Source organism: Vagococcus sp. (assembly GCF_052102835.1).
Classification (GTDB): domain Bacteria; phylum Bacillota; class Bacilli; order Lactobacillales; family Vagococcaceae; genus Vagococcus.
The window spans coordinates 55,358-69,343 of record NZ_JBQEIL010000002.1; the positions used below are offsets into that span (position 1 = coordinate 55,358).

Sequence of the window (13,986 nt, forward strand, 5' to 3'; positions counted from 1 at the left end):
ATGAGCAACAAGCGCTATTATTGGCTTAAGTTGAATGAAAATTTTTTTGAAGATGATACAGTTTCTTGGCTAGAAGAACAAGATAACGGTAAAGATTACATCATCTTTTATTTAAAACTTTGCTTAAAGTCAATTAACAATGAGGGGTACTTAGTCCGCTATGTAGGAGAAAAATTGATCCCTTACGATATAAACGCCTTATCTAAGTTAACAAACGTATCAGTTGATACAGTCGCTGTCGCAATGAAAACTTTCCTTGATATTGGCTTAGTGACGCAACTTGAAACAGGCGAGATATACATGAATCAAATTAATGAAATGATTGGGAATGAAACAGAGTCAGCTAGGAGAATGAGAAAAAAAAGAACGTTAGATGCAATCAAAAATGAACAATTAGAAGCTCCGTCACAATGTGCAGACAATGTGCAGAAAAGTGACACAGATATAGAGAAAGAGATAGAGATAAAGAAAGAGATAGATAAAGATACTTTGTCTAGTTCTGAAGAACAAGACATTATCCCTTACAAAGAAATTGTAGAGTATCTAAATTTGAAAGCAAACAAGAAATACAGAGATTCTACACCTAAGAGTAGATCGTTTATAAAAGCACGCTGGAACGAAGGATTCAGATTGGATGAATTTAAAAAGGTTATCGACAACAAATGCTTTGACTGGATGGTTCCAGGTAAAACAATAAATGGAACACCAGCTATTAATTATTTAAGACCTGAAACATTATTTGGCACAAAATTTGAAAGTTATTTGAATGAGAATGTTATGAAGGGAGCTAAGAATCGTGACACAACAGAATACGACAACCTTTTCTAGTGTGGGCGCTGTTTTACAAGAGAGACTGAAAGAAACAGACGAGATATGCCCAATACATAAAATCAACTTAATATCAGCTTTTGGAAAAGATCCAATATGCATGGAATGTGGTCGGGAAGCAATTGCTAAACGAGATCATGACCTAGCTGAAGAAACAATGAGAGAGCACCTCAAACGTAAAACGCAATATTGGTTAGAGAAGCGTTCGGTCTTTCTCGATGAGACTTTGAGAAAAGCGAGCTTTGAGAATTACAAAGAAGATGACGAAGAAACAGCTAGAAACAAAGAGCAGGCTTTAAAAATTGCTAGAGAATACTTTTCAGGAGCAACATACAATACAATCTTTACTGGAAAACCAGGTACAGGAAAGAGCCATCTCTCAATGAGCATGCTGAAAGTTGTGAATGAACACAGCGCCCCGTATAGAAAGTGCTTATTTGTTTCAATTGATGAGTTAATGCGACGGATAAAAGATAGTTTCAAAAACAAAGATAGTCAATACACGGAACAGCGCATGATTGACCTGTTAACAGACGCTGACCTATTAGTTATCGATGATCTAGGAGCAGAAACAGGAGCGATAGACAGTGATAAAGCAGCATCAAATTTCACGACCAAGAATTTATACGCAATTGTAAATGGCAGGGCGAATAAGCCAACAATCATCACAACAAACTTAAACAGCAAAGAGTTAGCGAAAATGTATGACAGTAAGCTGATTTCAAGAATGTTTAGAGGAGCAGAAGGACACATTATTTCATTTAAAGAAACGAATGACAAACGTATCAGTGTTGAATTTTGATAGAAAGGTAGTGTTATAGATGGATCAGAAAGAAACGATTTGTAAAGATTGCTACGGCAGAGGGATTATTTACCAGACAAACGGATTTACAGGCATAACGACTGTTTCGCCATGCAAGAGATGCAAAAAAGAGCCAGAGAGCAATAAAGAGTGGAAGGATTCCTTAATCAAGAAGATGGCTAAAAATAATCAAATGACGGAAGAACAAGTAGCGGAATTCATAGAAGTTTGAGAATGAGTAAATACACGTTACACATTGAACCGAAACCACAATCTCGTCCACGCTTTACCAGGAATGGTGGAGCGTACGAGTTGAAAGAGATGACTAGATGGAAAAGGTCTATAGCTCAAACATTGAAGCTTAAATAACCAATACCCATCACAGAAGGCCCAATATTCATCTCTGTGACGTTTTACATTTATCCACCACAAAGGATAAGTAAAATTAAAACAAAGCGACCACGAACAAATGATGAGCTAGAGAAGATATATGTAGATACACGACCAGACCTAGATAATTACGTTAAAGCACTTTTAGACGCAAGTGACAAAATACTATTCAGGGATGATGGACAAATAGCAGCTTTAAGCTCACAAAAATTATATTCACTAGATCCAAGAATCGAGATAGAAATACATAAATTGGAGGAAATAAAATGATTAACAATATAACTTTAGTTGGAAGGCTAACACGAGATCCTGATTTAAGATATACCAGCAACGGCCAAGCAGTAGCAACGTTCAACTTAGCGGTTAATAGAAATTTTACTAATGCAAGTGGGGAGAGAGAAGCAGACTTTCCTAATTGTGTTATTTGGAGAAGGCAAGCAGAGAACCTGGACAACTACGCAAGAAAAGGGATGCTCATAGGAGTTACTGGTCGAATTCAAACGAGGAACTACGAGAACCAGCAAGGTCAAAGGGTGTATGTAACAGAAGTAATCGCTGATAACTTTCAACTTTTGGAAAGAAGGCCTGATGATAGTTCTCAAAGTCAGCAAAATAGTTTTAACCACAATAATCAAAGTCAGTCATTTAAAGATCCGTTTGGTAGTAGTAGTCAGATTGACATCAGCGATGATGATTTACCATTTTAAAATAAAAACTACCTCATATAGAGGTAGCGAAAATGTGCTATTTAAAAACTAAGTCTGACTCAAGAACAATTGTTGCGGGAAAACTAGCTCTGGTTACGAGTTTACGATTTATTAAATCTTGATGTTGATCTGTTTCTTCGATATCAAACCACAATCTAGTACCATGAGCCCATGTTTCATCACTATCTTTAACGTCATTAATTTTGTAAACTGCAACAATTTCAGTTTTATAACTTACAATCATATAGTTTGCATTAAAAACTGTTTCTTTTTTGATCGGCCAGTTACCAGCAGCACGTTTCATTAAATCTTTTGAGTTAGTCGGTAGTTCGGTTATTTTGGTTAATAAAAATTTTTCGGTCATAATAATAATCCTCCTGTTACTTTGATAATACAATTATGCTACTTTTGAGTTACTTTGTAAAGAGGGAGATATTATATGAAAAAAGGAGGATGATATGCATACTACGTATCTACCACACAACTAAGAAGGCATTAATAGTAGACGAACACATGAAAACTTATGCGATAGAGCCAATAGAAATAGCTAGACAATATGCTAGAGGTAAAAAGCACGTTGATAGACCTAGAGCATCGCTAGAGTTAGCTTTAAATAATGTTGTTGAAAATAGGTTTACTAGAATAAATATAAAAGATGAGGGGATAAACGAATGAGGCCAGCGACGAAAGCGAAACTACAAGAAATTTTATTTGATTATCCTTACTATGATGATAGGATCTCTAATTTAGGAGATTGTAAACAAAGAGATGTGATGATAGAGAGAAAGCAATCTATCACAAGGCTACTAAATAAAAGCAACAACGATAGCCTGAGACAAGCAATCAGACTATATTATTTCTCTAAGCCAAGACGCTATACATGGCAAGGTGTGGCATTCGAGTGTGGAATGCATCCTAGTCATTTAAGTAGAGCGCACATGGAATTTTTACACAAACTAGCAAGAGAGCTAGGAGAGATGTAAAAAGTCAATTTACAGTCAATTTTTAGTCAATTAATAGTCAATTTAGACCTTCTAATCTCACTTAGAATAGATAAAGAAGGGGAATAACTTCCAAATCGGTAATCTTGCAACGAAAAACGATAAGGAAGGAGAGCAGGGTCGGCCCATTCGCCGACTCTTTTTTTATGTTCAAGGAGGTGCGAGATGGAAATTATAAATAAAAAAGTCGATGAATTAATACCTTACATAAATAATCCAAGACACAATGAGCAAGCCATAGATGCACTGGCCTCCAGTATAAAGAATTTCGGATTCAAAGTTCCAATAGTTGTAGATAAAAACAACGAGATTGTAACTGGCCATACCAGGTTAAAAGCGGCTAAGAAGTTAGGACTTGAAGAAGTACCTGTCTTAATTGCTGATGATCTGACAGAGGATCAGGTAAAGGCTTTTAGGTTAGCAGATAACAAAGTCGGTGAGCTTGCTACTTGGGATGAAGAAGCGTTGCAAGTAGAACTAGATGCTCTTTTATCTGAAGAAGTCGACATGAGTGAGTATGGATTTACTGATGAGGACTTCCAAGAGGTAGAGAATCAAATTGAAGAAGATGACTACGATGAGGAAATACCTGAAGAACCGCAAACGAAATATGGCGAGGTTTATCAGTTAGGTAATCATAGATTGATGGTTGGAGATTCCACTAAAGAGGAAGATGTGGCCAAACTTATGGATGGAGAAAAACTCAACCTACTCTTAACAGATCCACCATACAACGTAGCATACGAAGGCGGAACCAAAGATAAGTTGACTATTCAAAACGATAGTATGGATGATGCTAAGTTTCGCTCATTCTTAACAGATGCATTTCAAGCAGCTAATTCAGTTATGGGACCAGGAGCAGCTTTTTATATATGGCATGCAGATAGTGAGGGGTTCAATTTTAGGACAGCTGTTAAAGAAACAGGATGGCTTTTAAAGCAAACTCTGATATGGGTTAAAAGTTCAATCGTGTTAGGTCGTCAGGATTATCAATGGATACATGAGCCTTGTTTGTATGGATGGAAAGAAGGAGCAGCTCATTATTTTACCTTTGACCGCACACAGGCAACTGTAATCGAGGATCAACCTAATTTAAACAAAATGAGCAAGGATGAACTAAAGGATTACATTTTATCAATAGAAGAATCGCAAGGGCCAACAACAATTATTAGAGAGAAAAAGCCTACAGCAAATAAAGAACATCCAACAATGAAACCTATTAAGCTGCTATCAAGGCAAGTAATGAACAGCAGTAAGAAAGGTCAAAACGTAGGCGACTTCTTCGGTGGGTCAGGAAGCACGTTAATCACATGTGAACAACTAGAAAGAAATTGTTTCACTATGGAATTAGATCCGAGGTATGCAGATGTAATTATCAACAGGTGGGAGAACTTAACAGGAGAAGTTGCTGTGAAGCTATCAGACTAGGAAAGGAGGGTAGCCAATGGCAAGGAAAAAGAAAAAGCCAGGACTTGTAAGAATTACATATCATGATTGGTTAACAGAGGATAGTTTAGTCAAGTTAGAAGGATGGGCTCGTGACGGATTAACTGATAAGCAGATAGCAACAGAGAAAATAGGAGTAACTGAAAGAGCGCTGGCTAGCTGGAAAAAGGACCACTCTTCAATCCGTTCAGCCTTAAAAAGAGGTAAAGAGGTAGTAGATCGTGAAGTCGAAAATGCCTTATTGAAAAGCGCTAAAGGTTTCTACGTAGAAGAATCAAAAACAATCATAGAGATTATGCCAGATGGGGAAAGGAAGCAACGTATTGAAAAGACAAAGAAATACATAGCACCTAACTCAACGTCTCAAATCTTTTGGCTTAAGAATCGTAAATCAGAGGAATGGCGAGACAGACGAGAAACAGAACTTAGTGGCAACCTTAATCTTGCTAATACAGCGCTTGAGATTGATGAGTATTTAAACGGTAGCGATACAACATGAATGCGCAGCAAAAGAAGTACCTGGATCTAATTAAGAATGAACCTTATAAGTTTGGCCACTGGGTAGGCTTTAATGATTTGACAGAGTTACACAACGAATGGTTAAAAAGCTTTTTATTTAAGGTTGACGACCAAACACTTCTAGCACATCGAGGATCATACAAAACAACTGACCTGGCGCTTGCAATTTCACTGATGATTGTTCTATACCCACAGAAAAACATTATCTTTTTTAGGAAAACGGACACTGACGTGACAGAGATTATTAATCAAGTGGCCAAAATTTTAAAGAGTGATTACTTTCAAAAATTGGTTTATGTGCTATATAACGTTCATTTGGTACTTACAAAGTCAACAGGCAGTGAGATAGATACAAACCTACATACAAATTCAAAAGGTACGTCGCAATTGTTAGGCATGGGGATAAAAACATCTATCACAGGGAAGCATGCTGACATTGTTATTACAGATGACATTGTCAATGTGAATGACAGGGTCAGTCGTGCAGAGCGTGAGCGGACTAAAATGCAGTATCAAGAGCTGCAGAACGTAAAGAACCGTGGTGGTCGATTTATCAATACAGGCACTCCCTGGCACAAAGAGGACGCTATATCAATGATGCCGAATGTTAAAAAGTTTGATTGCTACTCGACAGATTTAATCAGCAAAGAGGAATTGAAAGCATTAAGAGAGAGTATGACACCTTCATTGTTTGCAGCGAACTATGAACTAAGACATATAGCAAGTGAACAGGCAATGTTTGAAGCACCTCACTACATAAATGATACACAACGCATTCACAATGGCTTGTGTCACATTGACGCAGCGTATGGAGGTAAAGACGGTACAGCATTCACGATTATAAAAGAAGAAGCTGACGGACAATTGGTAGCTTTTGGTAAACGTTGGGACAAGCATGTGGATGACTGCATTGATTCAATAATGAGTTTACACGCTCATTATTTAGGTGGCAGTTTTTCATGTGAAACAAACGGTGACAAAGGGTATTTAGCAAAACATCTGAGGGAACGTGGCGCATTTGTTGAGGAGTATCACGAGAACCAAAACAAATACATTAAGGTGGCAACGTACCTACGTAAACATTGGAATCAAATTCAGTGGTTGGACGACACAGATCCAGATTATATGAATGAAATTCTTGATTATACAGAGAACGCAGAGCATGACGATGCACCAGACAGTGCAGCAAGTCTTATCAGACAAATCAAGTCACGTACTAAATGGCTTTATTAGAAGGGAGGTAAACAATTGAATACGAAACAGTTATTAAGTGACAGTCCTAAAACAATCGCTGAAGGATTGCTAAGTGCTATTAATCAAGATAGGGCAGCGAGAGCAAAAGAAAAAGCTAGAGAAGGCGTGAAATATTATGAAGGACAGCACGACATCTTAAAGAATCGAGTTTTTTATATTGATGACAATGACGTGCTGAAAGAGGATAAGTTCGCTTCAAACATACGAATACCTCACCAGTTCCTAACAGAACAAGTAGACCAGAAAACGCAGTATCTTCTATCAAAGCCGATGGAGTATGAAACAGAAGATGAAACGTTTTATAGCTACTTAGAAGAATACTATGATGAGGAATTCCAATTGTTCCTTCAAGAGATGGTCGAAGGTGGAAGCCAAAAAGGTTTTGAGTATGCATACGCTCGTACCAATTCAAATGACAAGCTGTGCTTTCAAGTTGCTGACGCTTTATGTGTATTTTCTATTTATGATGATACAAACGAATTAAAGCGTGTCTGCAGGTACTATGACAAGAACATCTACCAGGAAGATAAAGAGGAAGTCATTACAATTGCTGAAATATGGGATGACAAGCAAGTGTGGTTTTTTAAATCGGAAAAAGGTAAAGCTTTTGAGTTCGATTCTGACCGAGAGATGAATCCAAGACCTCACATATTAGCGGTTAACCAGGAAGGAAAGAAAGCGTCCAGAAATTACGAACGGATCCCATTTTATCGCTATAAGAACAACAAGAAAGAAACAACAGACTTACAACCAATAAAAGCACTCATAGACGATTATGACTTAATGAATGCCTTTATGAGTAATAACCTCCAAGACTTCGCAGAAGCAATATATGTGGTGTCAGGCTTCCAGGGTGATGATTTAAGCAAGCTGCGCCAAAACATCAAAGGTAAGAAGGTCGTCGGAACAGGAACTGGTGGAGGGATAGACATTAAAACGGTCACTATACCAGTAGAAGGCCGCAAAACTAAGATGGAAATCGACAAAGAGAATATCTATAAGTTCGGAATGGCTTTTGATTCTACTCAAATTGGAGATGGGAACATAACTAACATTGTTATTAAGAGCCGCTACACACTTTTAAACATGAAGGCGAACAAAACAGAGGTCAGACTTCAAGCGATGATGAAATGGATCAATGAAATGGTAACAGCAGATATTAATCGCAGATACAAAACATCGTTTAATGCATCGGACGTTAAGTTTTCATTTATTCGTGAGGTTATGGTTAACGAGAATGACCTAGTACAAAACGAAAAGGTCATGGCCGAAACAAAACAGATACTAATAAATACGATTTTAGCATCATCATCAAGAATAGATGATGAGTCGGTTCTTAGATTGATTTGTGAGCAGTTCGAACTGAACTGGGAGGAAGTACAATCAGCAATAGAAACGCAAAGTTATACGCAAGGTCTTGCTGAAGGGACAGATCCAGTGGAGGTGAACGTGGATGGCGACACAACTCAACAAGTGGCAAACGGAACTGGAGAAGCTGACTGAACGAGAGTATAAGAAAACAGATAGTTTATTATTCAATACTTATCGAAATGCACTAAAGGAGATCAAGCAGCGCTTAAGTCATTATGTTAATGCTTATGATCAGCTGTCCTTTTCCAAGAAATTAGAAGTCGAGCGCTTATTTAACGTGGCACTCGAAATAGACAACATCCTAAATCTCACTTATTCATCAGTAGAGGAGATTATAAAAGATTGTTCAGCTAATCAAGCCGCACAAGGGTATAACGGTGTGTGGTACCAATTAGAACAGTCAGAACGCATTAAATTAGCTATGCCGCTAATTCAACATGATTTTATTATGGAGCTTGTTAATAAGCCAGTAGCAGGCAAGACATTATCAAGAAGGTTATATCTTGAACGTGAGAAGTTGGCCAAGGTTGTAACGAATGAAATTATACAAGGGTTATTTGATGGTGAAGGTTACAGAGTAATAGCTAAAAGAATATCAGATCAGACAGAAGCAAGCTATAAACAAGCTTTAAGAATCGCAATAACAGAAAGCGGACGTACTCACTCAAATACAACGCAAAAAGGGTATGTCGAGGCAGAAAAGCTAGGTATCTCAATTAAAAAGAAATGGCTCGCAACACTAGACAAAAAGACCAGGGACGACCATAGAGAGTTAGATGGCCAAACAGTCGGAGTTAACGAGAAATTCAAAATACACAACTATGAAGCAGAAGGGCCACGGTTGTTCGGTGTGGCTAAAGAAGATGTTAACTGCAGATGTACAACCATTTCAATAGTTGATGAAGTTAGTCCAGAACTACGAAAAGATAATGAGTTCAAGGACTATGCACCATTTACTAATTATAAAGAGTGGAGCAAGAACTTATGGGGTGCAAGAAGTGCTAAATAGAAAACAACTGACCTAAGCAAGTCAATAAACTACTTAATTCACTGATGGCCAAGTGTGAAATGGCTAATTGCACGTGATCCCGACCACGTAAAAAGGGTAGCAACAGGAGGTATGTAAAAATGGATTTTAAAGAGTATCTATCAAGTTTAGGAATCGAAGAAAAGACAGTTAACTCAATTGTGGATGGCATGCCTAAGAACAATTTATATATCGCAAGTGAAGATAACTTGGATACTCGATTCTCTAAAGTTAAAGAGCAAAAAGAACAACTGGAAAGTGATTTAAATGCAGCTAATGATTTGGTTTCTGAATTACAGAAAACAGTCAAAGACAATGAGGGAGCCACTTCTAAGATTGAACAGTATCAGAAGGAAGCTGAAGACGCTAAAGCGGCACGTGCTGAAGCAGAAAAGACGTATGCAATTAAAGATGCGTTACGAGAAGCAGGTGCAACAGATATTGAGTACATGATGTTCAAGCTTGGTGACGTTGAAATGGCTGATGATGGAACTGTTAAAGATTTAGACAACAAGATTAAAGGTTTACAAGAGTCTAATGCTGATTGGTTTAAGTCTAATGACAATAAACCAGATGGTTCAGATGGAGGGTATAAGCCAATTGACAGCAAGTTAGAAGATGGCAACCCAGCAGACCCAGAAACAGCAGCGCAGGCAGCATTTGAAGCAGCGGTAGGAATACAATCATAAAAAAGAAAAGAGGAATAAGTAATGTCAAACACTTTAGAATACAGTAAAATTTTTCAACCAGTTTTAGACAAGCAGGTAGTACAAGAAGCCACTTCTGGTTGGATGGAAGCAAACGCAGGACAAGTTAAATATAACGGTGGTAATGAAGTGAAACTACCGAGTCTAACAATGGACGGATTAGGTGACTATGACCGTCAAACAGGGTATGTAGATGGAGATGTAACTCTAGAATGGGATACTCATAAGTTAACTCAAGATAGAGGGCGACGTTTCCAATTAGATTCACAAGACGTGGACGAAACTAACTTCGTGGCCACTGCAGGTAATGTAATGGGTGAATTTCAACGTACTCAAGTAGTGCCAGAAATTGACGCATTCCGTTATTCAAAGATTGCTACGCTGGTTAAAGGAGCAGGAAACAGTCGAGAAATTGAATTAACAGCAAGCAATGCATTAGATGAGTTATTACAAGACTTAGCTGTCTTAGAAGATAAAATCGGAACTCAAAGCAATGTCATTGTAACACTTAGTCCAGTTATGGTGCAGTTGTTAGCAAGTAACGAACGCTTTAAGAACTTAACAAGTGAGTCAGTATTGAAACAAGGTGATCTAGATCTACGTTTAACATCAATCAACGATAACGCATTACGTAAGGTAGCATCTAAATTGTTGAAATCACAATTTACATTCCAAGATGGAAAAACAAGTGGCCAAGAAGCTGGTGGATTTGCCAACGCAGCAGGTGCTCAAAATATTAACTGGTTAATCACTACGAAAGACGCACCAATTGCCATCAGCAAAACTGACGTTATTCGTGTGTTTGATCCACTAACTAACCAAGACGCAAACGCTTGGAGAATGGACTACCGTAAATATCACGATTTATGGATCCCTAAAAATAAATTGGAAAAAGTGTATGCAAACTTAGTACCAGTAACAGGAGGTTAAGTCGATGGCTATCTTAATCAAAGACAACGTAGTGAAGATTAAAGAAGAGCAGCGTGAGATCGACAAGTTGTTAGAACTTGGATACAAGCTTCAAAATGAACCTCTCCAAGATGATGTTGGCAGTCATGGCCACAGAGAAGAACTCACAAGAGATGAGCTGAAAGAAGCACTAACGTCTCTAAATGTTGAATTCAAAGGCAATGCAAGTAATGACGATTTAAGAACGTTGTACGAAGAAGCGAAGGGCAGTCAGTAATCTGCCCTTTCTTTTGAGAAAGAGGTGATTCTATGATTTTGACTTTGAAAGAAGCCCAAGAGATTGATGAGAACATAACTCAAAATGATTTAGATGCATACGAACAGATGGTAAGGCAGCTCACAAATAATAACTTTCAAAATAAGAATATTCGTTTTTTTAACCTTTTATTTGAGGGGACAAACAAGATCGTATTAGGAACTAAGGTATTAGGATTGAGAGTTGGTGACACCATTCAAGTCAGTGAGTCCAGGTACAATGACGGACTGTTTGTTGTTTCAGAAGTTGGTGATGACTACATCGGGTGTGAGAGTGCTAACTTTTTTAATTTACAAGTGAAAGAAGCTTTTATAACAAAGATTGAGTATCCAGCTGACATTAAACAAGGCGTTGAGTCGTTAATTAAATATCAAAAGAAGATGGGCGGTAAAATCGGGATTAAATCTGAATCGATTGCTCGAATGAGTACCACTTATTATGACGTTAACGCTAATGATAATTCTCAAGGATTCCCTGCAGCTAAAATGGACTTTTTGAAGAAGTACGAAAAGATGAGGTGGGGCTAATGCATGAACCTCAGCATTTAAAGGTTCAGTTAAAGTTACAGGTTGATGACGGAATAGGCGGATATATTGAAACGTGGAACGATTACAAGAGTTTTGAAGGATATATCGACTTGTTACAAGGAACAGATTTAAACAGCTCACAGCAAGCATTTATTGAAGAATCTACACACATTGCGGTTGTTCCAGAATATCAAGCAGGCATAACAGATGATATGAGATTAGTAGATGAATCTGGCCGATGGTATGACATAACCTTTGCAGATGATCCAGTAGGAGTTAATCATCACAATGAGTTGTATTTGAAATATGGCGGTGTTGTATATGACGTTTAAATTAATCGACAACACAAGCGAAGTTAAGAAGCAAATGAACTCAGCTAGTGAGCGGGGGATGAAAAAAGCACTTTTGATAATAGAGTCTGCTGTGAAATCTGAAACTCCTGTTTTAACTGGTGGTCTTAGAGACTCAATTAATCATACGCTTAAATCAATTGGAGCTACCGTCGAGGGGAAAGTCGGTACACCGTTGAAATATGGTATATACGTTGAGTTTGGGACTGGTGAACATGCTGAAAATGGTGCAGGACGTCAAGGTGGTTGGATGTATCAAGATCCTTCAGGTAAATGGTACTTCACGAGAGGTCAGAAAGCTCAAAAATTCATGCGTAAAGGGTTTAGACAAAACAAAGATAAAGTTCAAGATGTTCTTGGAAAAGAATACAGCGCTACTTTTAGAGGAGGGTAAGGATGTTTGAATTAGTACAGGTGTTAACTGGCATTTTAAGGACAGCTCTTAGTGAAACTTACTATGACAGAAACAGAAAAGAAAAAGTAATCTATCCTTATGCAACCTTTGATATAGATAGCGAGTATATCGAAAGAAATCAGGAAGGTTTTTATTTAGATATAGATATATTTGATTTGAATTCTAGCTATCTTAAACTTTTTGAAGTCGAAAGTAACTTTAAAGATACATTGATTTACAAACGAGAATTAACAGAAGAATTTAACTTGATTTTCAGTTTTCAAGGTTCTAATAAAGTGCCTATGAATGATGAAAACTTAAAACGTAGAACGTTAAGGTTTTACGTAAAAATAGACTGGAGGACGAAAGAATATGACATTGCCTAAAACAGGTTATACAAAAACAAGTTCAGAAAATTTTATTATTGATGCCGCAACCATTTTTACTGATTTTAAGTATGATACAGCAGGCGGATTTTCAGGGACTCCACTAGGTGCTACTTCGGGAGGGGTTACGGTTAGTATTGAACAGACTTATCGTAAGCCAGAAGTTGATGGAGCGTACGTTATGGATGTTGTCGGATTGCAGGTTATGGAGTCAGCGGTAGCGACAGTAACTGCTAACTTGAAAGAGTTAACTGCAGAAAACCTACGTAGAAGCTTGAACGGTACGATTGAGGATGCAGCAACAGGAGAAGCACCAGAAGGATACAAAGTAATTAAAACTAAACGTTATGTAGAAGAAGCGGACTATATTCCATCTGTAGCAGTCGTGGGGATCCATAACGGAACTAAGCAACCAGTTATTTTTAAGCTAGATAACGGATTGGTTACAAGTCCGCTTGAAGTAGCGACAGAAGATAACAATGAAGCAGTTGTAGAGCAAACAATCACAGCCCATGCAAGCTATGAGCAATTAGCTGCTGATGAATTCCCATGGGCTATTTATTTCCCAGGAGAAGTACAACCAGCAGCCAAAATGATTCCAAAAGAGAAAGAAGGTAACAAATAATGGCTTTAGAAATGCGTGAATTGAAAGGTGATGACGTTTTTTCTCTACTAAGCATTGTAGGAAAGTTAGATATCAAAGATGAGTTTGTAAAAATGTTTGAGTCTAGTGTTGAAGATGCTATTAAGGCAGTTCCAACAGACAAAAAGAAGAAAGAACCAACAAGAAAAGAAAGAGAAGAAGCGGAGTTACAAGCTCAAAAAAGAGGAATGAACGCAGTAGCTCTTATCCTTCAAAAGGTTTCGCTAAATATCAATCTTGTTAAATCAGATATTAATGAGTTGTTAGCAGAATTGACAGGTAAAAAAGTATCTGAAATTAAAGAGCTAGGTTTAAAAGAATATACATCATTATTAGTAGCATTCTTCAAAAAGCCAGAATTAGCCGATTTTTTCTCATCTATCGCTTCCTTGCTCAAGTAAAGGATGGC

22 protein-coding genes are annotated in these 13,986 nt (G+C 37.7%); 21 read left to right on the top strand and 1 reads right to left on the bottom strand.

Annotated features, from left to right (window positions below; genetic code table 11):
• The 5 genes from ACTJFD_RS02245 (at position 1) to ssb (ending at position 2,727) form a co-directional block, all read left to right on the top strand.
• Positions 1 to 828, top strand: coding sequence for a conserved phage C-terminal domain-containing protein (locus ACTJFD_RS02245; protein ID WP_442259428.1), 828 nt, complete (start codon positions 1 to 3; stop codon positions 826 to 828).
• A complete protein-coding gene (locus ACTJFD_RS02250) occupies positions 797 to 1,630 on the top strand; it encodes an ATP-binding protein (RefSeq protein ID WP_442259429.1) in 834 nt (277 codons plus the stop codon). Before ACTJFD_RS02245 ends, ACTJFD_RS02250 begins: the two co-directional genes overlap by 32 nt.
• Before the next feature lie 19 nt (positions 1,631 to 1,649).
• Positions 1,650 to 1,862: a hypothetical protein gene (locus tag ACTJFD_RS02255; protein ID WP_442259430.1), complete on the top strand. Its 213-nt coding sequence runs from the start codon at positions 1,650 to 1,652 to the stop codon at positions 1,860 to 1,862.
• Between the two features lie 161 nt (positions 1,863 to 2,023).
• Positions 2,024 to 2,290, top strand: coding sequence for a RusA family crossover junction endodeoxyribonuclease (locus ACTJFD_RS02260; protein ID WP_442259773.1), 267 nt, complete (start codon positions 2,024 to 2,026; stop codon positions 2,288 to 2,290).
• Positions 2,287 to 2,727 carry a single-stranded DNA-binding protein gene (ssb, locus tag ACTJFD_RS02265; protein WP_442259431.1) on the top strand — a complete coding sequence of 147 codons (441 nt, stop codon included), beginning with the start codon at positions 2,287 to 2,289 and terminating at the stop codon, positions 2,725 to 2,727. The genes ACTJFD_RS02260 and ssb overlap by 4 nt, the downstream gene beginning before the upstream one ends.
• A 37-nt stretch (positions 2,728 to 2,764) precedes the next feature.
• Here ssb and ACTJFD_RS02270 read toward each other — a convergent pair whose 3' ends face one another.
• Positions 2,765 to 3,091, bottom strand: a complete 327-nt coding sequence (locus ACTJFD_RS02270) for a hypothetical protein (protein WP_118250453.1) — start codon at positions 3,089 to 3,091, stop codon at positions 2,765 to 2,767.
• A gap of 149 nt (positions 3,092 to 3,240) precedes the next feature.
• On the opposite strand from ACTJFD_RS02270, the gene ACTJFD_RS02275 reads away from it, so the two are divergent.
• The 16 genes from ACTJFD_RS02275 (at position 3,241) to ACTJFD_RS02350 (ending at position 13,978) form a co-directional block, all read left to right on the top strand.
• Positions 3,241 to 3,402, top strand: a complete 162-nt coding sequence (locus ACTJFD_RS02275; protein WP_442259432.1) for a hypothetical protein — start codon at positions 3,241 to 3,243, stop codon at positions 3,400 to 3,402.
• A complete protein-coding gene (locus tag ACTJFD_RS02280) occupies positions 3,399 to 3,710 on the top strand; it encodes a hypothetical protein (protein WP_442259433.1) in 312 nt (103 codons plus the stop codon). Before ACTJFD_RS02275 ends, ACTJFD_RS02280 begins: the two co-directional genes overlap by 4 nt.
• 183 nt (positions 3,711 to 3,893) lie before the next feature.
• Positions 3,894 to 5,156, top strand: a complete 1,263-nt coding sequence (locus ACTJFD_RS02285) for a DNA modification methylase (RefSeq protein WP_442259434.1) — start codon at positions 3,894 to 3,896, stop codon at positions 5,154 to 5,156.
• Positions 5,157 to 5,172: 16 nt separating this feature from the next.
• Entirely contained in the window at positions 5,173 to 5,673 is a 501-nt protein-coding gene (locus ACTJFD_RS02290) for a helix-turn-helix domain-containing protein (protein ID WP_442259435.1), read from the top strand.
• 614 nt (positions 5,674 to 6,287) lie between these two features.
• Positions 6,288 to 6,926 (top strand): hypothetical protein, encoded by a 639-nt coding sequence (locus ACTJFD_RS02295; protein WP_442259436.1) that lies wholly within the window; start codon positions 6,288 to 6,290, stop codon positions 6,924 to 6,926.
• 15 nt (positions 6,927 to 6,941) lie between these two features.
• A complete protein-coding gene (locus ACTJFD_RS02300) occupies positions 6,942 to 8,450 on the top strand; it encodes a phage portal protein (protein ID WP_442259437.1) in 1,509 nt (502 codons plus the stop codon).
• The gene (locus tag ACTJFD_RS02305; RefSeq protein WP_442259438.1) at positions 8,401 to 9,327 is read left to right on the top strand and encodes a phage minor head protein; all 927 of its coding nucleotides are present in this window, start codon (positions 8,401 to 8,403) and stop codon (positions 9,325 to 9,327) included. The genes ACTJFD_RS02300 and ACTJFD_RS02305 overlap by 50 nt, the downstream gene beginning before the upstream one ends.
• A gap of 119 nt (positions 9,328 to 9,446) precedes the next feature.
• Positions 9,447 to 10,034, top strand: coding sequence for a phage scaffolding protein (locus ACTJFD_RS02310; protein WP_442259439.1), 588 nt, complete (start codon positions 9,447 to 9,449; stop codon positions 10,032 to 10,034).
• Positions 10,035 to 10,055: 21 nt separating this feature from the next.
• Complete coding sequence (locus ACTJFD_RS02315; RefSeq protein WP_442259440.1) at positions 10,056 to 10,982, top strand: hypothetical protein; 927 nt, start codon at positions 10,056 to 10,058, stop codon at positions 10,980 to 10,982.
• 4 nt (positions 10,983 to 10,986) lie between these two features.
• On the top strand, positions 10,987 to 11,238 hold the full coding sequence (locus ACTJFD_RS02320) for a hypothetical protein (RefSeq protein ID WP_442259441.1): 252 nt from the start codon (positions 10,987 to 10,989) through the stop codon (positions 11,236 to 11,238).
• Positions 11,239 to 11,270: 32 nt separating this feature from the next.
• Entirely contained in the window at positions 11,271 to 11,804 is a 534-nt protein-coding gene (locus ACTJFD_RS02325) for a hypothetical protein (protein WP_442259442.1), read from the top strand.
• Complete coding sequence (locus tag ACTJFD_RS02330; protein ID WP_442259443.1) at positions 11,804 to 12,136, top strand: head-tail adaptor protein; 333 nt, start codon at positions 11,804 to 11,806, stop codon at positions 12,134 to 12,136. The genes ACTJFD_RS02325 and ACTJFD_RS02330 overlap by 1 nt, the downstream gene beginning before the upstream one ends.
• Positions 12,126 to 12,548: an HK97-gp10 family putative phage morphogenesis protein gene (locus ACTJFD_RS02335; RefSeq protein WP_442259444.1), complete on the top strand. Its 423-nt coding sequence runs from the start codon at positions 12,126 to 12,128 to the stop codon at positions 12,546 to 12,548. Before ACTJFD_RS02330 ends, ACTJFD_RS02335 begins: the two co-directional genes overlap by 11 nt.
• Positions 12,549 to 12,550: 2 nt before the next feature.
• Entirely contained in the window at positions 12,551 to 12,934 is a 384-nt protein-coding gene (locus ACTJFD_RS02340) for a hypothetical protein (RefSeq protein ID WP_442259445.1), read from the top strand.
• A complete protein-coding gene (locus tag ACTJFD_RS02345) occupies positions 12,921 to 13,559 on the top strand; it encodes a hypothetical protein (protein ID WP_442259446.1) in 639 nt (212 codons plus the stop codon). The genes ACTJFD_RS02340 and ACTJFD_RS02345 overlap by 14 nt, the downstream gene beginning before the upstream one ends.
• Positions 13,559 to 13,978, top strand: coding sequence for a hypothetical protein (locus tag ACTJFD_RS02350; protein WP_442259447.1), 420 nt, complete (start codon positions 13,559 to 13,561; stop codon positions 13,976 to 13,978). Before ACTJFD_RS02345 ends, ACTJFD_RS02350 begins: the two co-directional genes overlap by 1 nt.
• Positions 13,979 to 13,986 lie beyond the last annotated feature (8 nt).